At 66.7% G+C, this 24,449-nt stretch carries 16 protein-coding genes; 8 read left to right on the plus strand and 8 right to left on the minus strand.

Annotated elements, in window-relative coordinates:
* Nucleotides 1-94: 94 nt before the first annotated feature.
* The 3 genes from HZA32_17340 to HZA32_17350 are packed head-to-tail and all read right to left on the minus strand — an operon-like array spanning nucleotide 95 to nucleotide 5,579.
* The gene (locus HZA32_17340; protein ID MBI5425844.1) at nucleotides 95-1,633 is read right to left on the minus strand and encodes a sulfatase; all 1,539 of its coding nucleotides are present in this window, start codon (nucleotides 1,631-1,633) and stop codon (nucleotides 95-97) included.
* A gap of 7 nt (nucleotides 1,634-1,640) precedes the next feature.
* Nucleotides 1,641-3,140 carry a sulfatase gene (locus HZA32_17345; GenBank protein MBI5425845.1) on the minus strand — a complete coding sequence of 500 codons (1,500 nt, stop codon included), beginning with the start codon at nucleotides 3,138-3,140 and terminating at the stop codon, nucleotides 1,641-1,643.
* A gap of 48 nt (nucleotides 3,141-3,188) precedes the next feature.
* Nucleotides 3,189-5,579, minus strand: a complete 2,391-nt coding sequence (locus HZA32_17350; protein MBI5425846.1) for a TonB-dependent receptor — start codon at nucleotides 5,577-5,579, stop codon at nucleotides 3,189-3,191.
* Between the two features lie 155 nt (nucleotides 5,580-5,734).
* Between HZA32_17350 and HZA32_17355 the strand changes: the two genes are divergently transcribed.
* The 5 genes from HZA32_17355 (at nucleotide 5,735) to HZA32_17375 (ending at nucleotide 11,622) form a co-directional block, all read left to right on the plus strand.
* Nucleotides 5,735-6,919 carry a DNA-binding transcriptional regulator gene (locus HZA32_17355; protein MBI5425847.1) on the plus strand — a complete coding sequence of 395 codons (1,185 nt, stop codon included), beginning with the start codon at nucleotides 5,735-5,737 and terminating at the stop codon, nucleotides 6,917-6,919.
* 69 nt (nucleotides 6,920-6,988) lie between these two features.
* Nucleotides 6,989-7,993 (plus strand): glycoside hydrolase family 130 protein, encoded by a 1,005-nt coding sequence (locus HZA32_17360; protein ID MBI5425848.1) that lies wholly within the window; start codon nucleotides 6,989-6,991, stop codon nucleotides 7,991-7,993.
* The gene (locus HZA32_17365; GenBank protein ID MBI5425849.1) at nucleotides 7,990-9,498 is read left to right on the plus strand and encodes a sulfatase-like hydrolase/transferase; all 1,509 of its coding nucleotides are present in this window, start codon (nucleotides 7,990-7,992) and stop codon (nucleotides 9,496-9,498) included. Before HZA32_17360 ends, HZA32_17365 begins: the two co-directional genes overlap by 4 nt.
* Complete coding sequence (locus HZA32_17370) at nucleotides 9,495-10,619, plus strand: beta-mannosidase (protein MBI5425850.1); 1,125 nt, start codon at nucleotides 9,495-9,497, stop codon at nucleotides 10,617-10,619. The genes HZA32_17365 and HZA32_17370 overlap by 4 nt, the downstream gene beginning before the upstream one ends.
* 4 nt (nucleotides 10,620-10,623) lie before the next feature.
* Nucleotides 10,624-11,622, plus strand: a complete 999-nt coding sequence (locus tag HZA32_17375) for a glycoside hydrolase family 130 protein (GenBank protein ID MBI5425851.1) — start codon at nucleotides 10,624-10,626, stop codon at nucleotides 11,620-11,622.
* A gap of 71 nt (nucleotides 11,623-11,693) precedes the next feature.
* On the opposite strand, the gene HZA32_17380 is transcribed toward HZA32_17375, so the two are convergent.
* The 4 genes from HZA32_17380 to HZA32_17395 form a co-directional block, all read right to left on the minus strand.
* Nucleotides 11,694-13,433 (minus strand): cellulase family glycosylhydrolase, encoded by a 1,740-nt coding sequence (locus tag HZA32_17380; GenBank protein MBI5425852.1) that lies wholly within the window; start codon nucleotides 13,431-13,433, stop codon nucleotides 11,694-11,696.
* Between the two features lie 76 nt (nucleotides 13,434-13,509).
* Complete coding sequence (locus HZA32_17385; GenBank protein ID MBI5425853.1) at nucleotides 13,510-14,190, minus strand: DUF1573 domain-containing protein; 681 nt, start codon at nucleotides 14,188-14,190, stop codon at nucleotides 13,510-13,512.
* Complete coding sequence (locus tag HZA32_17390) at nucleotides 14,187-16,115, minus strand: hypothetical protein (GenBank protein ID MBI5425854.1); 1,929 nt, start codon at nucleotides 16,113-16,115, stop codon at nucleotides 14,187-14,189. The genes HZA32_17385 and HZA32_17390 overlap by 4 nt, the downstream gene beginning before the upstream one ends.
* 192 nt (nucleotides 16,116-16,307) lie before the next feature.
* A complete protein-coding gene (locus HZA32_17395) occupies nucleotides 16,308-17,693 on the minus strand; it encodes a sulfatase (protein ID MBI5425855.1) in 1,386 nt (461 codons plus the stop codon).
* A gap of 154 nt (nucleotides 17,694-17,847) precedes the next feature.
* On the opposite strand from HZA32_17395, the gene HZA32_17400 reads away from it, so the two are divergent.
* From HZA32_17400 to HZA32_17410, 3 genes are all read left to right on the plus strand, one after another.
* Nucleotides 17,848-19,743 (plus strand): sulfatase-like hydrolase/transferase, encoded by a 1,896-nt coding sequence (locus tag HZA32_17400; protein ID MBI5425856.1) that lies wholly within the window; start codon nucleotides 17,848-17,850, stop codon nucleotides 19,741-19,743.
* Nucleotides 19,740-21,176: an MFS transporter gene (locus HZA32_17405; GenBank protein MBI5425857.1), complete on the plus strand. Its 1,437-nt coding sequence runs from the start codon at nucleotides 19,740-19,742 to the stop codon at nucleotides 21,174-21,176. The genes HZA32_17400 and HZA32_17405 overlap by 4 nt, the downstream gene beginning before the upstream one ends.
* A gap of 95 nt (nucleotides 21,177-21,271) precedes the next feature.
* A complete protein-coding gene (locus HZA32_17410) occupies nucleotides 21,272-23,113 on the plus strand; it encodes a ClcB-like voltage-gated chloride channel protein (protein MBI5425858.1) in 1,842 nt (613 codons plus the stop codon).
* Nucleotides 23,114-23,128: 15 nt separating this feature from the next.
* Here HZA32_17410 and HZA32_17415 read toward each other — a convergent pair whose 3' ends face one another.
* Entirely contained in the window at nucleotides 23,129-24,430 is a 1,302-nt protein-coding gene (locus HZA32_17415; protein ID MBI5425859.1) for an anaerobic sulfatase maturase, read from the minus strand.
* Nucleotides 24,431-24,449: the final 19 nt, after the last annotated feature.

Consider the following 24,449-nt stretch of genomic DNA (forward strand, 5'->3'; position numbering starts at 1 on the left):
GACACGCTCACTGGGAACGCGCCGCTCCCTTCTGAGAATTCGCTGCGCGGCTCCGCGGTCCGGCGCGGCGCGAGCGCGCACCGGCACGCTCGCCTCAGGGATTCAGCCGCGCGGGACCGGAGCGAAGCCGGGCCTCGAGTTGCGCGCGCACTGCTGCGTGCGCAGGGTCGTCCGCGAGATTCCGGGTCTCGAGCGGATCGGCGGCGTAGTCGTAGAGTTCCACCGCGACCCGCTCCCCGGCGAGGCTCCAGCCCCGCCGCCATTCGATGAGCCGGTAGTCCGCCGTGCGCACGGCATGGCCGATCACGAGTTCCTTGCGCGACTCGTCCTCGAACGTCCATTTGCGATCGAAGACATGGAAAACGGCGTCCTTCCACGCCCGACCGGGCTCGCGCAGCACCGGAGCGAAGCTCGTGCCGTCGGTCACGGGGAGTCGCGTGATGCCGCACAGTTCCACGAGCGTCGGCAACACATCGACCGTCTCGACTAGCGCGGCGGAACGGGTGCCCGCTGTCGTGAGACCGGGAGCGCGCACGATGAGCGGCGAATGCGCCGCCTCCTCGAAATTCGTCTGCTTTCCCCAGAGGTTCAGATCGCCCAAGTGAAAACCATGGTCGCCCCACAGCACCACGATGGTGTTCTCCGCGAGGCCTTCGCGTTCGAGCGCGTCGAGCACGCGGCCGATCTGCGCGTCGACGAAGCTCACGCACGCGAAATAGCCGTGGCGGATCCAACGCGCCGTCGCTTCCGGCATCTGCTGCGCCTCCCAGCCGCCCTTCGGCAGCGGCGTGTGTCCGTCGTAGTCGTAATTGTGGAAATTGGGATTGTTGCTCCAGGCGATCGCCGGCACATCGCGCGGCGCGCGGGGATTCGCAGCGAGCGGCAGCTTTTCGGGGTCGTAGAGATCCCAGTAGCGCTTCGGCGCGACGAAGGGGATGTGCGGCTTGTGGAAACCCACCGCGAGCATGAACGGCCGGCCGTCGGACTTGAGACACGCGAGTTGCGCGATGGCGTCGTCGGCCAGTGCGCCGTCCATATAGGCGCTGTCCGGCTGGTCGACGCCCTCCGCGATCGGGGCGCCGCCGGGCAGGTCGTTGTCGTCGCCGCGATTGCCACCGCGGGCGCGCTTCGCTTCCTGCCAGGCTTTCAACTTCGCGTCGTTCGCCGGATCGCCGTAGCCGCGGCCTCGATCAGTTTTCTGCAGGACGTCGAACGTGTCGCTGAGCACGCCGCCTTCGACGTGCCAGATTTTTCCGAGCGACACGGTGGCATAGCCCGCGGCTTGGAAGGTGCGCCCCCACGGCTGCGCGCCCGGCACCTTTTCCCACACCGGCGGGCCGTAGGTTTGGTGCGTGCGCTCCGGACTCAGGCCGGTGAGCAGGGCGACGCGGGACGGGATGCAGACCGCGAACTGCGTGTAGTGCCGCTCGAAGACCTCGGCCGTGCGCGCGAAACGGTCGATGTTCGGCGTCTTGATGAACGCGCTGCCGTAGCAGCCGAGCTCGGGCCGCAGGTCGTCGACGGCGATGAAGAGCACGTTGGGCCGGGTCGGCGTAGCGGCTCCGGCGATGCCCCACGCCCCGGCCAACAGCGCGGTCGCCCAAGCCCGTCGTGAATTGGAACGAGCGCGCATCGTCGGCTCAGTCGGGTTCGTTTTCTGAATCGCGCAGCTTGGGGCTGGGCGGCGCCGGCGGATTGTTCGAGCGGTTGGTGATCCCGGCCGGCAGAGCGGCCTTCCAGCCCGCGTGCAACTGCCGCGCCAGCTCGGCGAGCAGGACGGAGCGCCCCGGCTGATCGGCGAGATTGATGGTTTCGTTCGCGTCGTCCTGACGGTCGTAGAGTTCGCAGGCGGTGACGGCGCCGCTCTTCTTGTCGCGCCATTCGACGTAGCGATAGCGGTCCGTGCGGATGGCGTAGCCCTCGACCGTGTTGCGGCGGGGAAATTGGCTGAAGGCGGCCGTCTTCCACGGCGTGTCCGGCTTCGCGAGCAGCGGCTTGAAGCTCGTGCCCTCGAGGTAGTCCGGCACCGCGAGGCCGCAGAGGTCGAGCAGCGAGGGGTAGATATCGACGTATTCCACCAGCGCGTTCGAGCGCTGCGCGGCGGCGAATCCCGGCGCGCGCACGATGAGCGGCGACCAGGTCGAGCGTTCGTAGTTGGTCGTCTTGCCCCACATGCCGTGATCCTGGAGATGCCAGCCGTGATCGCCGATGAAGACGACGATGGTGTTGGCCGCCGCGCCGGATTTTTCCAGCGCCTCGAGCACCCGCCCGACCTGCGCGTCGACGAAGCTCACGCAGGCGAAGTAGTCGCGCCGCAACTCGCGTTGCTGCGCCTCCGTGACCTCATCGCTCGGATAACCCGCGAACTTCGTGATGGCGTGGTGCGAGGTCGCGTATTCCGGCACGCCGGCGTTCGCCTGCGGGTTGGGTGAGATCGGCACGGTGTCGCGGTCGTAGAGATCGGCGTATTTTTTCGGCGCGACCCACGGCAGGTGTGGTTTCTGAAAACCCACGGCGAGGAAGAACGGCTCGTCGAGCTTCGCCACGCGGCCGATGGTCTCGACCGCGGCGTCGGCGATCTGACCGTCCTGATAGGCGTCGTCGGGCAGGTCGCCGAATTCGGACACCGGCGACTGTCCCTTCGCGGCGTCGCCTTTCTTTCCACCGGTGCGAGCGATCGTCTCCGGCAGCACGTAGTAACCGGCCTTCGGTTTGAAATGCGGCTCGGAGAGCGGCTCGATGAGCCCGTGATGCACTTTGCCGAAGGTGCGCACGTGGTAGCCCTGCTCCATGAAGTGCCGCATGAGCGAGGGCTTCTCCTTCAGGAAGGTATCGACGAAATATTTCGTGTAGGGGTAGTCGACGCCCGTGGTGTCCGGGCGGCAGCCGGTGAGAAAGCTGGCGCGCGTCGCCGCGCAGACGGCCTGCTGCACGTAGGGACGCTCGAACAGCGTGCCGGTCTTCGCGAGGCGGTCGATGTTCGGCGTGTGCATGTAGTCGGCGCCGTAGCAGCCGAGTTCGGGCCGCAGGTCGTCGGAGACGATGAACAGCACGTTCGGGCGCTTCGGCCCGGCGGCGAGCGCCGCCGTCGCGGTCAGAAGCGCGAGGGCCGGGGCAAGGATGCGAGGTGACTTTTTCATGAAAGCAAGAGTCCTCCCAGCGACGCGGGGCGCGCCGGGAGGGTTACGTCAGAACGAGAGCGTGTTCGTCCACTGCACACTGCGCGGCTCGGTGTAGCGCACGGAGCCGCCGTTCGTGTAGCGGTCCTGCACATCGAGCACGTTGCCGATGCTCAGCTGCGAGCGCCAGGTCACACGCTTGCCGACTTTGACGCGGTAACCGACGAACACGTCCGCGACCGTGCTCTCGTCGAGGTAGACATTGACGCCGTTGACGTTCGCGAAGAACGGCTGGCTGCGATACTTCAGCGCACCGCCGACGTTGAATCCCTTGAGCGGGCCGTCCGCGAAGGCGTAGCGCGTGAGCAGGTTGAACGCGTATTTTTTCCCGCCCTGGAAGCGCCGGCCGACGCTCGACGGATCGGTGGCCGAGGCGGTGATCTTTGCGTCGGTGTAGGCGAAGCCGCCCGATACCGTCCACTGCGGCGTCGGGTCGACGTCGACTTGCGCCTCGTAGCCCTTCGAGCGGCCGGTTTGTCCGGGCACGCTGACGACGCGCGAGACCGGCAGGCCGGTGACGGGATCGTTCGTGGTGATCGTCTTGTTCTCCGCGATGTTGGTCTTCTCGATGTCGAAGGCGGACAGCTGGGCGTTCACCCGCGCGTCCCACAGATCGAGCTTCACGCCGCCCTCGGTGCCCTTGCCCGTCTGTGGCGGCAGCACCTGGTTGTTCTCGTCGAAGCGGAAGCCGTTCGTGTTCTTGAGCGACTCGGAATATGTCGTGAAGAGCGAGAAGTGCTTCGTGACGTGCGCGAGCGCGCCGAGCGTCGGACTCACGCGGCTGTCGCTGGTAGTGCGCGCGGAGCCGAAGGTGCGCGTGTTGCCGGCAAAGATCGGGTCGCGCTGCTCGTTGTCGAATTTGTCGTAACGGGCGCCGAGCAGCGTGCGCAAGCGGCCGTTCAGGTAGGATCCGGACGCGGCGACCAGGCCGGCGTAGGCGTCGACGCGATTGAGATTGTTGCCGTTGTTCGTGAGCGGACGGTAGCCAGTCCCAGCGAGGCCGCTCGGATAGGCGACCACGGCGAGCCGGTCGTTATCGAGCGCCCCGGGAGTGAGCGTGAAGACTTCGGTCACGGCCGCGTTCGTCGCGAGGGTGTAGAGTTCGTCGTTGATGGAGTCGACATCGTGGCGGTTGTAGTCCGCCGCGGTGATGAGGCGCTGGTGCGTCCAGCCGAGATCGAGTTCGTAGGAGGAGAACAAGCGCACACCGCGCGCGCCCTCATCGATCGTGCGGCGACCCCAGCTACGGTTGACCGTGAACACGCCGGTGCTCGCCGCGTAGCGCACGGTGCCGGTATTGCGCGCGACGTCGTTGAGGAAGTTCATCTGCTGGTAGTTGGCGGTGAGCAGCAGTTGCCAGTTTTGTGTCGGCACGAATTGGATTTCGCCGAACACGTTGCGATAGCGGCGGCGACCAATGTCGTCCGGCCCCTCGAACTTCGTGCCGATCGGCACGATCGATTCTGGCACGGGGTAACCGAGCAGGCTTTTCAGCGTGCCGTTCGCCGGCACGCGGGCGTAGAGGCTGTCGGTGAGATACGCGAGCAGGCTGGCGGGGATCGCCTTGGCCTGGTCGGCCGTGGTGAAGTTGAACGTCGGCACCGTGCTCGGGCCGCGCACGCGCTGTTCGCCGTATTCGATGTCGCCGCGCACCGTCACGCGACTGTCGAACAGGCGCAGGCCGCCGGTGAGAAAAACGTTGCGGCGCAGATCTCCGGTCCAGTGCTCCCAGCTGCCTTTGCTGTGGTAGAGGCCGAGCGCGCGGAGGGCGAAGCGCTTGTTGCCGGCGTTCACGTCGATGGTCGCGCGGTTGAGATCGTCGGAGCCGGCGCGATACGAGAGCGCGGCGCTGCGGTTGTCGAAGCGGGCGCGGACGGTCACGACGTTGAGCAGACCGCCGGGGTCCGCCTCGCCGTAGATGAGCGAATTTGCGCCACGGATCACCTCGATGCGGTCCGCGTTATAGGTGTCGCTCGGCAGGTAGCGGATGAAGAAATTCGTGAGCTGCGTGTCGCTCTGAAAGCCGCGAAGGTTGACCGCGCGGTCGCTGTTCGTCTGTTCGGTGCTCTCCGCGCCGACGAGCAGCGGGCCGAGGTTGCGGAAATCCGTGACGTTGAAATCCGCGAGTTGCTGCGGGTTGATGACCTGGATCGAGAGCGGCAGATCGCGCACTTCCTCCACCGTGCGGCTGCCGCTGAGCGTCTGCGCCGTATGGTAGCTGGGCGACGTGGTGGCCGAGACCTCGAAGACGGAGAGTTGCACGACTTCTTCGCCGGGTTTGGCCGGCGGAGTCGTCTGTGCGCACACGGCGGACGCCGCGCAAAGCGCGAGAAACGGGATCGCGCGGCGCGCGGTGCGGGGACGCGACGCCAGTCGGGGGTGAGGGGCTTGGGGTGACATCACCGGAGCTTAGCGGTTCGAGGCGGTCGGATTGAATGAGTTCTTTCGGCGAAATTCTGTGAATTCCACTCGGTTCGCCGGGGAGTTCTTCGGAGGAAACCGGCGACGCTGCGCGGCGTCTTGCTTGCTGTCACCTGATATTCTTTGCTGCCGCCATGAGCCCCGCCAAACGTGTCGCCGTCGTCATCCGCACGCGCTTCGAGGAGAACCAGGCGATCCTCCGCGGGATTGCGCAGTTCGAGCAACGGCACGGGCCGTGGCTCGCCTTCGTCGACGATCAGGCCGTGAGCGTGCAGGAGCCGGACTGGTTGTTCCGCCAGGAATGGGACGGCGTGATCTGCGGACCAACGAGCGCGGCCATCGCCCAGCAGTGCCGGCGCCGGCGGATTCCGCTGGTCGACCTGCGCGATAATCCCGAGGCGTTCCCCGGCGTGCCGAAGGTGCGGCCCGACAACGTCGCGATCGGACACGTCGGCGCAGAGCACCTGCTCGAGAAAGGTTACGCGCACTTCGGTTTCTGCGGTTTCGCCAACACCTCGTGGTCGCAGGAGCGGCGCCACGGCTTCGTCGAGGCGGTGACGCTCGGCGGCCAGCAATGCGACGTGCTCGAGACCGATTATCCGGGCAAGCAGGCGCCCGACTGGAACAGCGCGCAGGAAGCCGTGATCGTGGACTGGCTGCGGCGCCTCCCTCGCCCTGTCGCCGTCATGGCGTGCAACGATCTGCGCGCCATCCAGGTCATCAACGCCTGCCAGCAGGCCGGCATCGTCGTGCCCGAAGAGGTGGCCGTGCTGGGCGCGAACAACGAATCGTCGCGCTGCGAGCTCTGCCACCCGTCCTTGTCGAGCGTGGCCGTGAACGCTAACCGCATCGGCTACCGCGCCGCGGAGTTACTGCATGCGGCGATGAAGGGCGAGGCGGCGAAAGAGTCCGGCGAACTCGTCGAGCCGCTGAAGGTCGTTGCCCGCCGCTCAACCGACGTCCTGGCCATCGGCGACCCGAAAGTCGCGCGCGCGCTCCACTATATCCGCGAGCACGCCTGCCGCGGTCTCACCGTCGACGAAGTGGTGCGCGAAGTGCACGTCTCCCGCAGCGTGCTCGAACGGAAATTCCGCAACTACCTCCGGCGTTCGCCGCAAGCGGAGATCCGCTACGCGCAGGTGCAGCGCGCGAAGGAATTGCTCGCCGAGACCGACGCCTCGATCGCCGAGATCGCCGAGGCGACCAGCATCGAATACCCGGAATATCTGTGCGTGCTTTTCAAGCGCATCACCGGCGAGACCCCGCGTCGCTATCGCGAGAAGGCGCGCAGCTGGAAAGGCGACGCCGCTCAGAGCTAGCGAAAGAGTTTCAGATTCCTGCCGCTCAAGCTCATGGCCGCCGCCACCGCCGGAGCCTAGACTCGGTCCATGCCCCATTCCTCATCGAAGCCGAGCAAGCGCGTGCTCGAGCGACATCCGGCCAATCCCATCCTGCATCCCCGCGGTATGCCGTTCCCCTGCGCCGGCGTCTACAACTCCGGCGTCGTGAAGACCACGGACGGCAACTACATCATGGCCAGCCGCGTCGAGGAACCGAGCAAGCGCCACCACGCCTGGATCTCGCGCAGCCGCGACGGCGTGCAGTTCACGCCCGACGCCGAGCCGCTGCGTGTCCTCTGCGACACCGAGCGGCAGGCTGAATTCGCCGACGCCACCAAGATCGCCCCGCCGGGTCTCGGCACCTGGTGGGATCCGCGCATCAACCCGCTCGAAGGCGAGCACTACCTGACCTACGCCGCCGTTTCGAAGAGCGGCTGCCGCATCGGGCTCGCGCGGCTCGCCCCGGATTTCCGCTCGGCGCAACACGTCAGTTTTCCGCACCACATCCAGAACCGCAACGCCGTGCTCTTTCCCGAGAAGATCGGCGGCCTCTACTGGATGCTCCACCGGCCGCAGCATCCGAACGGTAGCGGATCGATCTGGATCTCCGCGTCGCCCGACCTGCATTTCTGGGGACACACCCGCCCGGTCGCCCATCCGCACCGTTTCTGGGAACACAAGAAAATCGGTCCCGCCGCACCGCCGATCCGCACCGCGGAGGGCTGGCTGATCGTTTACCACGGCGTTTTCCCTCACTGCAACGGCGTCAACTACGCGGCGGGCGCGATGCTGCTCGACCTCGAGCAGCCGTGGCGCGTCATCGCCCGCGGCGCCCACCCGATCCTTTGGGTCGAGGAGCCCTACGAGATGATCGGCCAAGTGCCGAACGTGGTCTTCCCCGGCGCGGTGATTCCCGAAGCCGACGGCAGCGTGAAGGTTTACTACGGCGGCGCCGACTACGTGCAGTGCCTCGCCACCGGCAGCCTCGCGGATCTGATCGCGTCGGCGCGCGCCACCGACGGCGCCGACGCGCCGGGCAACGGTGCGGCATGACCTCCCGTCCGCACATCATTCTCATCCTCACGGACCAGCAGCGCGCCGACACGATCGCCGCCCAAGGCCATCCTTGGATGCGCACGCCGCACCTCGACGCGCTCGTGCGGGGCGGCGTTTCCTTCACGAACTGCCATGCCGCCGGCGCCACCTGCACACCCTCGCGGGCCGCGCTCTTCACCGGCATGTATGCGCACAACACCGGCTGCTATTCCTTCAACAACTGGGCGCACCAGCGGCTCTGGGTGCAGGATCTCGCCGACGCCGGCTACTACTGCGTCAACCTCGGCAAGATGCACCTCCAGCCGCGCGACGCCTCCGCTGGTTTTCACGAGCGCCTGATCGTGGAGAATCCCACCTCGACCTCACGGGACGGCGGTAACGGCGACGATGCGTGGGGGCGTCACCTCGCCTTGCACGGTCACGCCCGGCCCAACTTCCGGCACCGCACCGACCCGGAGTGGACCAGAAAATTTCAAGCCGTGCCGTGGCACCTCGACGAACGCCTCCACAGCGACGTCTTCACCGGCGACTCCGCCGTCGCCTGGATCGAACGCGAAGCCGATCCCACGCGCCCCACATTCCTGCAAATCGGTTTTCCCGGCCCGCACGAACCGTGGGATCCGTTGCCGCGCCACCTCGCCGCCTACGACGGACGCGAAGCGGAATTCCCCGCGCCCGTGGATCGGCCGCACGATTTCGAGCGCGCTCCGCCGCAACACGCCGCCGTCCGCGATTTCCACGCGCAGGTCGACCACGAGTCGCGCATCGATCTCGCCGGCGCGACCGACGCGGACATCCGCCGCATGCGGAAGCACTACTACGCGAAGGTGACGCTCGTCGACGAGCAGATCGGCCGCGTCGTCGCCGCACTCGAACGAAAAGGCCTGTTGGCGAACAGCGTCGTCATCGTGACCTCCGACCACGGCGAGATGCTAGGCGACCACGATCTCGCCTACAAATGGCTGATGTTCGACCAGGTCACGCACGTGCCGCTCGTCGTGCGCGATTTTCGCCCCGGGGCACCGGGCGGCTGCGTCGTCCCGCAATTGGTCTCGCTCATCGACCTCGGTCCGACCGTCTGTGAACTCGCGGGCGTCACTGTGCCCGCGCGACTGGAAGGGCAATCGCTCGCCGGCTATCTGCGCACCGAACCAGTGCCGGCCCGGCGCCACGTGTTTTGCGAGGACAACTACCTCCTGATGATCCGCTCTGCGACGGCGAAGCTCGTCCTCTACCACGGCCAGCCCGAAGGCGAACTCTACGATCTCCGGAGCGATCCGCACGAATCCCGCAACCTCTGGGACGATCCCACCCATGCCGCGCTGAAGCAAGAACTCCGCAACGAACTCCTCGCCTGGCTCGGCGCGAGCTGCCTCCACACGTGGGGCTACAAGGCGCGCGCCGAATCCGCCGGCGGCGCCTACGGTGTGCGCTGGCCGCGCCCCGACGACAAGCGTCTGCACGGGCCCAACTACCAGCCGCGCGTCTTGCCCCACCTTTGAAAAATTCCGTCCTCCCCTTCCTCGTCGGCACCTGCCTTGCGCTCAGCCTCCGGGCTCAGCCGATCGACGAGCATGCGACCGCCGAAACACGCGCGCTCTTCGCGAATCTCGGCACCGTCGCGCGCGACCACATCCTCGTCGGCCATCACCACACGACAGCGCGCGGCGCCGGTTGGCGCTGGCAAGCCGAGCGCTCCGACGTGCGCGTGCTCGTGGGCGATTTTCCGGCGGTGCACAGCTGGGACTTCAGCCTGCTCGTCGCGGAGCCCGATCGTCGCGCCGATGCCCGGCGCGACATTGTGGCGGCCTTCGAGCGCGGCGCCGTCATCACGCTGAGCTGGCACGCCGCCAACCCCGTCTCCGGCGGCGGCTACAACGACCACACGCCCGCGGTCGCGGCGATCCTGCCGGGCGGCAGCCACCACGAAAAATTCCTCGCGATGCTCGACGACCTCGCCGGTTTTCTCGCCACGCTCCGCGATAAAAACGGCCGCGCGGTGCCGGTGATTTTCCGTCCGTGGCACGAACACACCGGTGCGACGATGTGGTGGGGTCAGCCGTATTGCACGAAAGACGAATTCATCGCGCTGTGGCGCCTCACCGTCCATCACCTGCGCAACACCCGCGGCCTGCACCAGCTGCTCTGGGCCTATTCGCCCAACCGCCGCGCCTCGCCCGAAACCTACTTCGAGCGGTATCCCGGCGACGAGTGGGTCGACCTGCTCGGCTACGATTTCTACTCGAAGAGCGACCTCGCGCGCGCCGTGCCGTGCCTGCGCCTCGCCGTCGCCGAGGCGGCGAAGCGCGGCAAGCTCGCCGCACTCACCGAGACGGGTCCGCAGGCCGGCTGGCGCCAGAACGGCAAGCCCGACTACTTCACCGGCGAACTGCTCCCGCTGTTGCGCGACGATCCCGCGCTGCGCGGTCTCGCCTACGTGCTCTTCTGGCAGAACGCATCGGAGGAACAGCACTGGATCCCGCTCCCCGGCGAGCCCGGCGCGGAGGATTTCAAAAAATTCCACGCCGATCCGTTCACGCTTTTCGAGCGCGATCTGCCCCGGCTCTACACGCTGCCGCCGGACTCCGCGGCACCCGCAGCCGCGCCGAAGCCGCAGTCCTGATTTTATGCCCATCACCGTTTCCGCTCCCGCCCTGCCCAACATCCCGTGGGAAGAGCGTCCGGCGAACTCCTCGGAGGTTCTCTGGCGCTTTTCCGGCAATCCGGTCATCCGCCGCGACCACCTGCCGACGTCGAACAGCATCTTCAACAGCGCGGTCGCGCCGTTCCGCGGCGGCTTCGCCGGCGTGTTCCGGGTCGACAACCGCGCCGTGCAGATGCGCATCCATGCCGGCTTCAGCTCCGATGCGCTGAGCTGGGACATCGCGCCGCAGCCGCTCACGCTCGAAGGCGCCGATCCCGAACTCGGCGGCATGGTCTACGGCTACGACCCGCGCGTAACGCCGATCGACGGCCGCTACTACGTCACCTGGTGCAACGGCTATCACGGCCCGACGATCGGCGTCGCGTGGACGGAAGATTTCAAAAAATTCCACCAACTCGAGAACGCCCTGCTGCCCTACAACCGCAACGGCGTGCTCTTCCCGCGGCGCATCGGCGGCCGCTACGCGCTGCTCAGCCGGCCGAGCGACAACGGGCACACCGCATTCGGCGATATTTTCTACAGCGAGAGCCCCGACCTCGAATTCTGGGGCCGCCACCGCCACGTGATGAGCCCCGTGCGCATCGAGAAGGGCTGGCAATCGCTCAAGATCGGCGCCGGCCCCGTGCCGATCGAAACGTCCGAAGGCTGGCTGCTGCTGTATCACGGCGTGCAGCGCTCCTGCAACGGCTACGTCTACTCCTTCGGCGCCGCGCTGCTCGATTTGGAAAAACCCTGGAAGGTGATCGCGCGCGCCGCGCCGTATCTGATCGCGCCGTGGATGCCCTACGAAACCACCGGCGACGTGCCGAATGTCTGCTTTCCCTGCGCCGCGCTCGTCGATGGCACGACCGGCCGCCTCGCGATCTACTATGGCGGCGCCGATACCGTCACGTGCGTCGCGTTCGGACGCGTGAACGAGCTCATCGCCTTCATCCGCGCGAACAACGAGCGGGCGACCTGAGCCCGGCCGCTCGCCCGAACGGCGGATGAGCTGCGCGCTTCATCCGCCGCATCCAGGCACCCGGCAACCGATCACGGCGGCAGCGGCGCGTCGATCGTGCGCAACGAATAGTCCGGCAGCGTGCCCGGCGGCGTCCAAGTCGACGATGGCGTCAGGATGATGTCGTCCACCGCGACGCCGGAGCGATTCATCCAGAGGTTGAACGTGTGCAATCCCGCGGTCGTCACGGTCACGGACGCATACGGCGCGACGTTGCCCTGGCCGCGCACCCAGCGCCACGAGGTGGGCACGTCGGAACTGAGTTTCTGCGACGAAGCCGTGCCATCGAGGCCGAACCAGACTCCCGTCGACGTCGTGCCATTTTTCAGGCGAACCCAAACGTAATACGTTCCCGTCTGCGCGAAGTTCACGCGAAAATCCATCCGCGGCGCATTGGCGGCGCTCTTCGAGACATCGTCCGCGGGCAGCGCGCGCACGGCGCCACGGCCGAGCGCATTCGCCACCGACAAATAGCTCCAGTCGTGTGCCGGTCCCGCAACGGCAGCGCCGTAACTGACGGCCTCGATGCGCACGAGTCCGGTGGTGTCGGGCTGCCACACCATGAGCTGGCCGCTCACGGCCTGCGCGCCGACGGTGGTGTAGAGCGCGGTGACGTCGGTGTTGCCGACGATCTTTCGGCCGGGCTGCCCGGCCGTGTAGCCCCAGCGCGTCCACGGCAGATCAGCGCGTTCGGCGACCTCGATCAAGTCGCGCTCGTAGCCGAGTTGATCGTCGGCCCGGATATCGGCGCCGAACTGGTCGAGATAGAGCGGCACGGCATTGCGCGCCGAGAAATCCACCGCCCACTGCAGATACCAAGCGAGGAAATTCTGGCACAGCATCAGGGGAAACTTGGTCGGCTCCTTCCGGCGCAGGTTGAAGACCTTCTCGGTGTCGCGTGGCAGCACGAGGTCGTTGCCCGCGTCGTCCTTGTCGCCAAGCTGGAGCGTGATCAGGGGCGTGAAATCCGTCTGCGTGGCCTGCGGGTAGGTCGCATTACCCGGCGGCACGCCGTCTGGAGCGCTGCCATCCTGAATCCACGGCTTGGGCATCAGCACGTTCACCTCGTAGATCAAGCGACCGTGGTAGGAGGCGAGGGCCGTGTAGTAGCCATCGTAACGGAATTGCATCGTGTCGTAGTTGAAATCGGTTCCGACGAAAAACGGCGTCCAGGTATCGCCCGCGCCGCCACTCGCGACCGGCGCGCTGATTTGGTCCATCAGCGCCTTTTGGAAGGTGGTCAACACGCTCCACGGCTCCGAATCGAACGCGCTCGCGCTCGGCTCGGCGAGCAGTCCGTAGCCCGCGACGTAGTCCGTGTCCTTGTAGAGTGCGGCCAGATAGACCCAGGTTTTCTGGAAGGCCAGGTAGGTCGTGCCCGTCGGGCTGTAGAGGTCGCGCAGCTTGGACGTCGGATCGTCCACCCGCATCTCGAGGACGAACCAGATGCCCGCGCCGGAGAGCGCCTGCACCCAGTCGTCGATCTGGTCGAGGTAAGTCTGCTTCAAGCCGGAAGCGTGGCCCGAATCGCGCGTGTCGTCGTTCCATTCGATCGGCAGTCGCGCGAAGTTCATCTTGAGGTTGTTTTTCAAGTCCGCGGCCTCCGTGACGGTCGCGCCCTTCAAATTACCGCCGCGCAACTGGATCACGCGACCGGCGTCGTCGAGGATGATGCGGTCGACGATGGACAATCGTTTCGGCGTGGCGCTCGCGGTGGTGACAAGAGCAGCCAGCAACATTCCCCGCACGAGACGGACAAAAGCAGTTTTCATGGGAAGGAGAAACAGGCGGCACCCCGGAAAATCCCGGTCGCGGGGGTGCCAGCCGCGACCGGGAAGGGACAACCCATCAACGCACGAAGAGCGCCGTGCGGAAACGGTGCGCGCGTCCGCTCGGGACGTTCGTGTGGACGGTGAGCATCGCCTGCGCCGGACGCATGGCCGCCGGCGGGGTGATCGTAATCAGGTAGCGTTGCGGATCGCCGGTGAGCGGCCGCAATTCCGCGGTGAACAACCCGGCCGGTTCGCAGCTCACGCCCGTCGGCCGCAGGGTTTCACCGGGCGCGACGGTCACTTCGACCGCTTGCGCGGTTGGTTCCGTGCCGCGCCGCCAGGTGAGCAGGCGCGGCTCCACCACCATCCGCTCGGGAATAGTGACGTCGAGCGTCAGCAACGTCGACGCGGCGCCGACGGCGTCGGTGTCGACGTGGACGGTCTTGCGTTGGTGCCCGGTGAGATCGGCGTAGTGCAGCTCGACCATCACGACGCCGGACTCGCCCGGCGCGTAGGTGCGCCGCGTGAGCTCGACCGCCGTGCACGCGCAAGCGGCGCGCACGGCTTTGATCGTGACCGGCGACGTGCCGTCGTTGCGGAACGGAAACTCCAGCGCGAGCGAAGTAGCGTCCGGATCGGCGGTCACGTGCCGCTCGGTGGCGGTGAAGGCCAGCTGGCCGCGCGCGCTCGCCGCCGCGAGTAAACCGGCGAGCAGCGCACCGCGAGCGAAGCGATGAAGAAGGAGGCGCGTTTTCACGGCACCGCCGGCAATTCGATCTGGCGCGCGGAGTAGCCCGGCAACGCAGTGGTGTTCGGATTGTAGCTCGAATCCGTCGTCAACAGCACCTCATCCACGGAGACGTTGGATTTGCGCATCCAGATATTCAGGGTGTGGAAGCCGCTCGACGGCACACTGACCGAGGCGACGGTCGTATTCTTCGTGTTCACCCACGACCACGCACTCGGGTTCGCCGAAGCGAGTTCGCCAGCGGTGCCGTTGTCGAGGGCATACCAGATGCCGTTCGATGAAGTGCCGTCCTTCATCCGCACCCACACGCGGAAAGTCTTCGGGTAAGTGAGCGTGGCCGGGAACTTCACGCGGAAATCCAGCCGCGGCGAAGTGGCGTCGGCCGGCGTCGTGCCGCCGGCGCCGACCGGCTTGGCGTGCAAGGCGGCCGAATCGATCGCGTTGGTTTCATCGTAGAGTTGCCAGCGGAAGTTATCCGGGATGGCCGCGATCTGTCGGCTCAGGTGCTCCGCACGGATGCGAGCGACGCCGGTGCCGCTCGAGTCGACGGCGGCATGCGCGAGCACCTCGCCGCCGTCGATCGCCGTGCCGATGTCCTCGTAGTAGTCTTCGACGTCGGGGTTGCCGTAGATTTTGCGCGAGCTCGATCCGGCGTTGTAGCCCCAGCGCGTCCAGCCGAGGCCGAATTTCTCCGCGGTCTCGAGCAGATCCTTTTCATAGCTCAACTGCCCGTTCGCCTCCGTCGCCGCGCCGAACTGATCGAGCACGAAGGGGACCTTGTTCGCCGCCATGAATTGCGTCGCGTAGTGTTGGAGATACCACTCGAAGAACGCGCGATTGAGCAGGCCGGGGATCATCTCCCCGTTGGCATCGACGCGATGCGCATTGAACAGCTTTTCCAGTTCCCAGTCTGCGGGGCCGCCGGCGATGGGCGCGATGAGATCGTCATAGTTGGCGAGGGGCGTTTGCGGATAGGTATACTGGGTGCCGGTGGGACTGCCGGGAATCGTCTTGGCGCCGTAACAGTCGTCCCACACGGGTTCAGGATCGATCGGTATCGCGGTCGTAGTATCGCTCCAACCGTGCTGAATCCAGGGCTTGGGCATGAGCACGTTCACCTCGTAGATGCAGCGTTCCGGGTAGGCGGCGATCAAAGCGTCGTAATCCGCGTAGCGGAACTGGAGCGTGTCGTAGTTGAAATCCGTGCCGACGAAAAATGGCGTCCAAGTGTCGCCGGAGCCGTTCGTCGGGTCGCTGATGTGGTTCATCACCGCGAGCTGGAAAGTCGTGAGTGTGGTCACCGGTTCCGCCGGCGGCGTGTCAGAGGTGCCGAGGCGGCTCGCACTCGGCTCCGCGAGGATACCGTAGCCGGCGATGTAGTCGGTGTTCTTGAAGGCGTCCGCGATCGCTTTCCAGAAGGCGAGGAACTTCTCGTGCCGTAGCGAAGTGGTGTCGTAGAAATGCCCGTCGCTCTCGTTCGGCTTGGCCTGTTCGGCATTGGCGTCGCAATCGTTCGCACGCGCCTCGAGATAGACCCAGAGGCCCTGCGCGGTGAGCGCGTTGACCCAGATCTGGGTGAGTTCGACGATGTCAGGCACGCTGTTCGGCGTCGCGGTGCGGATAAGTAGTCCCGAGCCGTCGAGCGAGTAGGTGTAAAGATCGACGAGGTCGCCGTTGCGATCGAGCGTGCGGTCGTCATGGCTCGGGTGGTCCTTGGGAAAGTATTTGAACTCCACCGGCAGCCGCACGCAGTTCATGTGATACCGGTTCTTGATTTCATCCGCGGCGAAACTGGGCGACAGCGAGCCGTCGTTCGAGTTCACGTTGGCGCCGCGCAGGACGATCGGGCGCTGGAGTTCGTCGTAGATCTGCGTGCCGCGGATCGTGAGGCGCTTCGGCGTGGCGAAGGCCGCGGCGGTCAGGAGTGAACTCACCAACACAAGGGCGGCGGCGCGTGCCAGGCCGCGAGAGACTATCGCTCGGAGTTTCATTGGGGAACGAGGGTGGAGGGTATCAGCCCTTCGCCGCGGAGACTCCGGGCGAAGTGCGCGCAACCTATCCCATCCGCGTCGCGCGCGCATTGTGAACGCGCGCCTTTCCCCTGCGAACCTGCGGCAGTCCGTCGTTCACAACGCCACGCGGAGACGATGGCGGAAACTGTCGCCGCGCTCCGTCAGCCACGCCGCGAGACGCCGCCGCAAGGCGCTCGCGCCCGCGTCGGACGGATTCACCACGGGAGTCAGCTGGAACGGATCACGCTCGAGATCGTAGAGCAGCTCGCGGTAGCCGCCGCGCCGCTCGTCGGCGTCGGCCACGAACAATTGTCGCGGCGTCCGGAGCGCGCGCCAGCCGAGGTCGTCGCGCGTGCCGCTCTGCTCCAGCACGCGCCGGCGCGGCGCGAAGAAACACAGCCCGGCCTCCTCCGGTCCGGCGAACGCCGGATCGCGCAGGCAGCGCGAGAGCGCGCGACCATCCAGGCCCGCCGGTGCGCGCACGCGGAGCAGGTCGAGCAGCGTGGGCATCAAGTCGGGGCTGTTGATGAGCGCGTCGGTGCGTGCTCCGGCCGGCAGTTGTCCGGGCCAGCGCACGAGCAGCGGCACGGCGATCGATTCCTCGTGCCACACGAACTTCTGCATCAGGCCATGCGAACCGAGCATCTCGCCGTGGTCCGAGGTGTAGACGACGATCGTGTTGTCAGCCAGGCCCGCGTCCTCGAGGTAATCGAGCAATCGTCCGAACTCCGCGTCGACCGCCGTGCACCCGCCGAAATAGCCCGGCACCGCGGCCGCGGCGTAGTCGTCGGGCACATTCGCGCGGCGCGGAAGTTTGCGATCGCGATAGGGCGCCTCGAAGCGAGCGGGCGCGTGATATTGGATGTCGCGTCCCGAGTAGCCGGCTTCCTCCATCATGCGCGCGTAGGCATCGTCGACCGGGAAGTCGGCATAGGGTGTGAAGCCCGCGCCGTGGGTGTTGTGCGGCGCCACCCAGGAGAGGAAGAGCGCGAATGGCTGGTCCTTCGGCCGCTCGCGCAGATGGCGCAACGCCACATCGGTCTCATGCGTCGCCTGCCAGCCCGGCCCACGCACCACTGGCTCCGGCGATTCTTCCCAATAGCTCAACTCGAAGAGGTTGTGGTTGACGTTGTTCGCGTGCCAAAAATCGAAACCCCGACGGTGGCTGCGCGGGACGAACTGCGAGCCGTGGTGCAGATGCCATTTGCCGATGTAGGCGGTGTGGTAGCCGGCATCGCGAAGCGCGTCGCCGATCGTCGGCACCGCCGGGGAGAGCACATCGTCATTCGCCAGCACGCCGCAACCGTGCGGGAAGCGTCCGGTGAGCATGCAGGCGCGGTTCGGCGTGCACACTGGACAGGTGGCCACCGCCTGCGTCGCCAGCACCCCTTGCCGTGCGAACGCATCGAGATTCGGCGTCAGCACCGGATCTTCACCCATGCAGCCGACCGCGTGACGCCGCTGCTGGTCGGAGAAGACGAAGACGAGATTGGGCTGCATCGGCGCAATCCTAGCAGACACCCGCACTTCGGACATTGAGAACGCGACGGCTTCGTCTGAAATCCTTTGCCCTCGGACGCTTTCGACAAAGCATCTCAGAACGAAGCCGGGCTCACTCCTTGGCCGTCACCTCCACTGCCCCTATGCTGCCCCGATGAGGAAAGCTACCCTGCCCCTGCTGCGCGCATCCGTGGGTGCCGCCTTGTTCGCCGCCGCCCCGCACGTGTCCTTCGCCGCCGACGCGGTGGCGGCGCGTCCCAACATCATCGTCATCCAGACTGACGATCAGGGCTTCGACGACATGGGGTTTCGCCACCCGTGGGGCCAGGGCCCCCGGACGCCGACCTTCGACGCCCTCGCCGCGCGCAGCGTCCGCTTCGAGAATTTCTACGTGGCGCCGCTCTGCTCGCCGACACGCTCGATGCTCCTGACCGGCCGGCATCACCTGCGCACCGGCGTCTGGGGCGTGCACGCCGGACAGGATTTTCTTTCGCTCGATGAAACCACCGTGGCCCAGCCGCTGCGCGCCGCCGGCTATCGCACGGGATTCATGGGCAAATGGCACGTGGGCAAGACCACTGGCTATTTTCCGTGGGAACGCGGATTCGAGGAGGCGACGATGGCACGCCTCTACGTCTACAAGGACAATCCAATGATGCGGAACGGCCATCCATTGCCCACCGAGGGTTGGACCGAGGAACGACTCGCCGACATGGCCGTCGACTTCATCGACCGCGCTGGCGACCGGCCGTTCTTCCTCTACTACTGCCCGATCACGTGTCACGGCGGCGTGGGCGGTCCGCGCGAAATCAGCGACGGCGCAGCGAACGCCGGCTTCCACGCGCCGCCGGAATTCATCGAGGCGTATCAGCAAGCCGGAGTGAGCACGGAACTCGCCCGGCTCTACGGCAGCCTCACGTTCCTCGACACCCAGCTCGCACGCCTTTTCGCCGAACTTGAAAAGCGTGGCCTCGCGAAAAACACGCTCGTGTTCGTCCTCGGCGACAACGGCCCGACGCACCAGACGCTCAACGAGGAGGAATGGCAGCGGCGCAACCCGAGCGGCCTGCGCGGCGCCAAGACCCGCGTCGACGAGAACGGCGTGCGCAGTTTCCTCTTCGTGACGCAACCGGGGCACCTCGCGTCGCGCGTCGTGCAAGACGTCGCCACGGTCGCCGATCTTTATCCGACCATCCTCGCCGCCGCCGGCGTCGCACTCCCGCGCGGCCAAAAAACGCTCGATGGCTTCGACCTGCGCCCGCTCCTCGAGCGGGGCCAATGGGAGCACGCCGATCGCGCTTGGTGCCAGATCGAGGTGCTGAACAGCGCCGGCCTCGAAGTCGGCAAACTGCCGCGCGTCGACACCGCCGGACTGACCGTGCGCCCGCAACCGCTGCTCACGCTCGGCGACGCCGCGAACTCCATCGCCACCGTGTTCTCCGTGCGCCGGGGCAATCTCAAACTCACCAAGGGCTCGCTCTACGACGTCAGCACGCCGGACGGACGGCGCGAACGCACCGCGTTGGAAAATCCCGCGGTCAAGGCCGAGTTCGACACGATCTTCGCCGGCTGGTGGAGCGGCATCGTCGCGCAGCCGCCATCGTTCCAGAAACCCGTGCTCGTGCTGCCGGCAAGCGTGCCGGCCGACGATCCCGGCGTCGCCGCGATCGCGACCGGCTTCTACGCCTACCTCGCCGTCGCCGCGCAGGGCCAGTCGGTGCGCGTGGAGAACCACGCCGTGCTCGGTCTCGGCAATCCCGGCGATCGCCTGACCTTCCGCGTCGCTCCGGGCGCGAGCACGCGCTACCGCGCGTCACTGCGTTTCCGCGGCAAAATGCCCGCGGAGTCTGCGACTCTGCGACTGCACCTCGAAGGCGGCGCCACGGTCGAAGCGGCCACCCGCGACAACGATCTCGAGTTTCCGCCGCTCGACCTCCCCACAGCCTCCCCCGCGCAGCCCCGGCTCCTGTTTCTTGAAGTCGCCGGCGCCGGCGCCGTGAAACTCCCGGCGCTGACCGAGCTCCGCCTCACGCCCGTCGGCGGCTCATGAGCGCACCGACCGCCTCCGTCGACGCCACGCCACGTCCGACCGCATTGCCGGAGGAGCGCGTGCCGTGGCGCGAGAAACTCGCGTTCGGCATCGGTGGCATTCTCGACAATTTCGGAAACGCCGGCCTCAAGAACGTCGCGAATCCCATCTTCAACATCGTGCTCGGCGTCAGCCCCGCGCTGGTCGGGCTGATGATCTCGATCTCGCGCGTCTGGGACGCGTTCATCGATCCGCTCGTCGGCAGCGCCTCCGACAACGCCCGCACGCGCTGGGGGCGCCGCAAGCCCTTCGTCGCGGTCGGCATCGTCGGCTGCGCCGTCGCGCTGCCGCTGATGATGTTCTGCCCCGCCGGCGGCAGCGAGGCGTCGCGGTTCGCGTGGCTAATGGTCACCGGCCTGTTGTTCTACGCGGCCTACGCCGTGTTCGTGATTCCGTTCAACGCCCTCGCATTCGAGATGACGTCGGACACGCACGAACGCACCCGCGTGCAGGCGGTGAAAACCGTCGTCGCGGCGATCTCGGGCGTGGGCATCCAATGGATTTTTCCGCTCACGCAAAACGGCTGGCTCGGCGACCCGGTGCAAAGCGTGCGGATCGTCGGCCTCGGCCTCGGCGTGCTCTACCTGCTGATCGGCGTAGTCCCTCTCGTGACGCTGAAGGAGCGCCTCTTCCGCCAGGCGGCGAAGCAGGCCGCCGTGCCGCTCCGCATCAGCCTGCCCACCGCGCTGCGCAGCCGGCCGTTTCGACTGCTGCTATTAGTGATCGTGCTCACCCACCTCGGCCTGAACACCGTCAACGCCCTCGGCATCTACGTGAACGTCTACTACGTCCACGGCGGCGACGCCAAGGCCGCCTCGATCGTCAGCGGCTGGTGGGGCACGGTCTACCTGCTTTCCACCATCGCGCTCACGCCCGCGATCGCGGCGCTCTCCGGTCGCATCGGCAAGCGCCGCGCCCTGCTCGTCTGCCTCGCCTGCGTGCTCACGGGCTCCACGCTAAAATGGTTCCTCTTCACGCCCGCGCACCCGCACTGGCAACTCGTCATCGGCGTGCTGCTCGGTCCGGGTTTGTCCGGTCTGTGGATGCTCGTGCCCTCGATGACGATGGACATCGTCGACCACGAGGAGCTGCAGAACGGGACGCGTTCCGACGCGCTGTATTACGCGATCTCCGCATGGGTCGGGAAATGCGGCCTCGCCCTCAGCCTTTTCCTGTCGGGCCTCCTGCTGGTCGGCCTCGGTTTCGACGCGAAACTCGGCGCGCAACAGAGCGCCACGACGCTGTTCTGGATGCGCGTCTGCTTCGCCTGGTTGCCGGCGCTCACGGTCATCGTGTCGCTGATCACGGTCGCCCGCTTTCCCCTCACCACGGAAAAAATGCTCCAAGTGCGCGCCGAGCTCCTGCGCCGCCGCCAAGTCGCGGCGAACGCATGAGACCGGTCTTCTGACCGCCCGCCTTCGCCGCGCCGCGCGCCTCCTGCCGTCACGCCCAAGGAGGCGCGAGGAGGCGCATTGCCCGGCCCTCACCGATGACTTTCGACCGACTCTACGACGCCAGTCTGCAGCACCTGCTCAAGCTGCTGCGCTGGCGCGTGTGGTTGCAGGAAAAACTGCAGCCCACCGAGTGGCAGGTGACGCTGCTGTGGGCGGCAGTGGCGGGCGTGCTCGGCGCCCTCGCCGCCCTCGCGTTCACGAGCCTGACCGAAGGGACGCACCGCCTGCTCACCGGCTCGCGCGCGGGCATCGTGGAGTCGATGCGCCTGCTCCCGTGGTGGGCCGTGCTCGGCGTGCCCACGCTCGGCGGCCTGCTCACCGGAGCAATCCTTCGGGTCGGACAGAAGCTGCTGCCGGGGCAGAGTTCGACCGACTACATGGAGGCGATCTCGCTCGGATCAGGACGCCTGCCGGTGCGTGCGAGTCTGACGAAGATTGGCGCCGCGCTCTTCGCGATCGGCTCTGGTGCCTCGATCGGTCGCGAGGGTCCGCTCGTGCAACTCGCGGCGTTGCTCGCCTCGCTCATCGGGCGCTGGCGCCGCCTGCCCCCGCCGCGCGCCCGCCTGCTGATCGCCTGCGGCGGTGCGGCCGGCATCGCTTCCGCCTACAACGCGCCCATCGGCGGCTCGTTCTTCATCGCGGAAATCATCCTCGGCACGATCGCGATGGAAAACCTCGGGCCGCTCGTCGTGTCCGCCGTCGCCGCCGCGCTGACCTTGCGGACGCTGACGAACGCCGCCCAGCTCTACGCGGTGCCGGCATTCCATCTCGGCTCGCTCTGGGAAATCGGACCTTACGTGCTACTCGGGCTGCTGACGGGCTCGCTCGCCCCGCTGTTCCTCCGTTCGTTGCGCCGGGCGGAAGCATTCTTCGTCGGCCTGCGCCTGCCGTTGGTGCTGCGCCTCGGCTTGGGCGGGTTGCTGGTGGGACTCGTCGCCATGCGGATTCCCGAGGTCTGCGGCAACGGCTACATCGTCGTCGTCGACATCCTGAACGGCGAGATCGGCTGGGGGATGCTGATCCTGGTCCTCGCCTGCAAGTGGCTCGCCACCGCCGCCTCGTTCGGTTCGGGCGCACCGGGCGGCGTTTTCACGCCTTCGCTTTTCATGGGAGCCAGCGGCGGATTTCTCTTCGGCACGGCGGTGCACGCGCTCTGGCCAGCCGCCGCCGGCGATCCACGCGCGTTCGGACTCGTCGGCATGGGGGCGTTTCTCGGCGCGGTCTGCCACGCTCCGCTCATGGCGATCATCATGCTCTTCGAGATGACTCTAACCTACGACATCGTGCTGCCGCTCATGCTTTGCACCGTGATCGCCTACTACACCGCCAAGGGGCTCGGGAGCCACTCGCTCTACAGCGAATCACTCCGGCGCAAAGCCGCCGAGCAGCCCGCCGGAAAAACTTGGGAAGGTCAGGCCGTCGCAGCTTTCATGCGGAGCGATCCGCCCTGCATCCTCCACGACGCGCGCCTGGCAGATATCGCGCGGCTTTTCCTCTCCGAGCGGGTCAACAATCTCTACGTCGTGACGCGCGAGCGGAAATTTCTCGGCGTCGTCGCGTTGCACGACATCAAGCCATTCCTCAGCGAACCGGCGATGGCGCACGTCGTCATCGCCAGCGACATTCTCCACGACGATTTTCCGTGCGTGCGTATCGGCGAATCGCTCGGCGAAGCGTTGGGACGCTTCCTCGGCGTGCGGGCGGAGCGGTTGCCCGTGCTGGCGAGCGACGGCCGACTGGTCGGCAGCCTGGCGAAGAGCGACCTGCTGCTTGCTCTCGTCGAACTGCAAAAGCGCCCCCCCGCGCCAGCGCCGACGATCGCGGGCGCCACTGCGTCCGGGCCGCTCGCGGAGGAGCCTGCGACGATGCGCACCTAAATCGGCCGCGTGACCTCAGCGCGTGGCGCTGCCGCTCTTCGCCCGCCGTGCGCTCGACCAACGCGCACGCGGCAGACGCATGATCTCCGCCGGCGCGCGTCGATCGCGCAGCAGCTCCAGCATCGTGCTCATCGCGGGATCGATGTGCCGGTAGAATTTCCGGTAGCCGGCGCACAGGTAGTTCAGTCCCGGTTCACCGTCCGGCGTCTGGAGGAAGCGGTGTTTCGGGCACTCGCCGTGGCAGGCGAAACGCACCGTGCAGTCGCGGCAATATTTCGGCAGCGTGGCCGACTTCGCCTCGCCGAACTGGCGCTGCGCGGGCGCATCGACCATGGACGCGAGCGACTCGTTGAGCAGGTTGCCGAGCCGGTAGCGCGGATAGACGTAGTGGTCGCAGCTGTAGATATCGCCGTTGTGCTCGATCGCGAGCGCGCCGCCGCATTTCTCCGAGTAGATGCAGACGCCGGCCGGTTCGCCCGCCCAGTTGGCCAGCGCGGCGTCGAACTGCTGCACGAACACCCGACCGACGTCATGCTCGACCCACTCGTCGAAGATGCGGCACAGGAAGTCACCGTAGTCGCCCGGGCGCACGCTCCACGGCATGACGTGCTCGTCGTAGTTCTCCATCCCAGGATGATCGGGCGGTGGCGCGAGCCAAAGCCCGTCCGGCGCCCCGGCCTTCGGTGCCGTCCGCTCGATGATTGGGATGAACTGGATATATCCCGAGCCGATTTCACGGAGGAACCGGTAGACGAGCACCGGAAACGGCGAATTCCGCCGATGCACCGTGGTGAGCGTGTTGAACTCGACACGGTGCTTCTTGAGCACGCCGAGACCGGCCATCACCGCGTCGAAGGTCGGTCGCTGCCCTTTGTCGACGCGATAGGCATCGTGCAGTTCGCGCGGCCCATCGATGCTGATGCCGACCAAAAATTGATTCTCGGCGAGGAACTCGCCCCAAGTGTCGTCGAGCAGCGTGCCGTTGGTTTGCAGCGCATTTTCGATTTTCCGGCCGTCGGCGTAGCGCCGCTGAAGCGCCACGACCTCGCGGAAGAAATCCACGCCGAGCAATGTCGGTTCGCCGCCCTGCCAGGCGAAGTTCACCACCGGCACCGGCTGCGCGGCGATGTAGTCGCGAACGTAAGCTTCGAGCACGGCGGGCGACATGCGGAAATTCTTCGCGCCCGGGTAGAGATGCGTCTTCTCGAGGTAGAAGCAGTATTCGCAACCGAGGTTGCAGAGCGCGCCGCCGGGCTTGGCCAACAGGTGGAACGGGCGCTCGGCAGGCGGCGCGGTGAGACGGCTCGGCGTTGGCATTGGCTAATTTCTCACCGCG

This window comes from Opitutia bacterium, from assembly GCA_016217545.1.
Lineage (GTDB): Bacteria > Verrucomicrobiota > Verrucomicrobiia > Opitutales > Opitutaceae > Didemnitutus.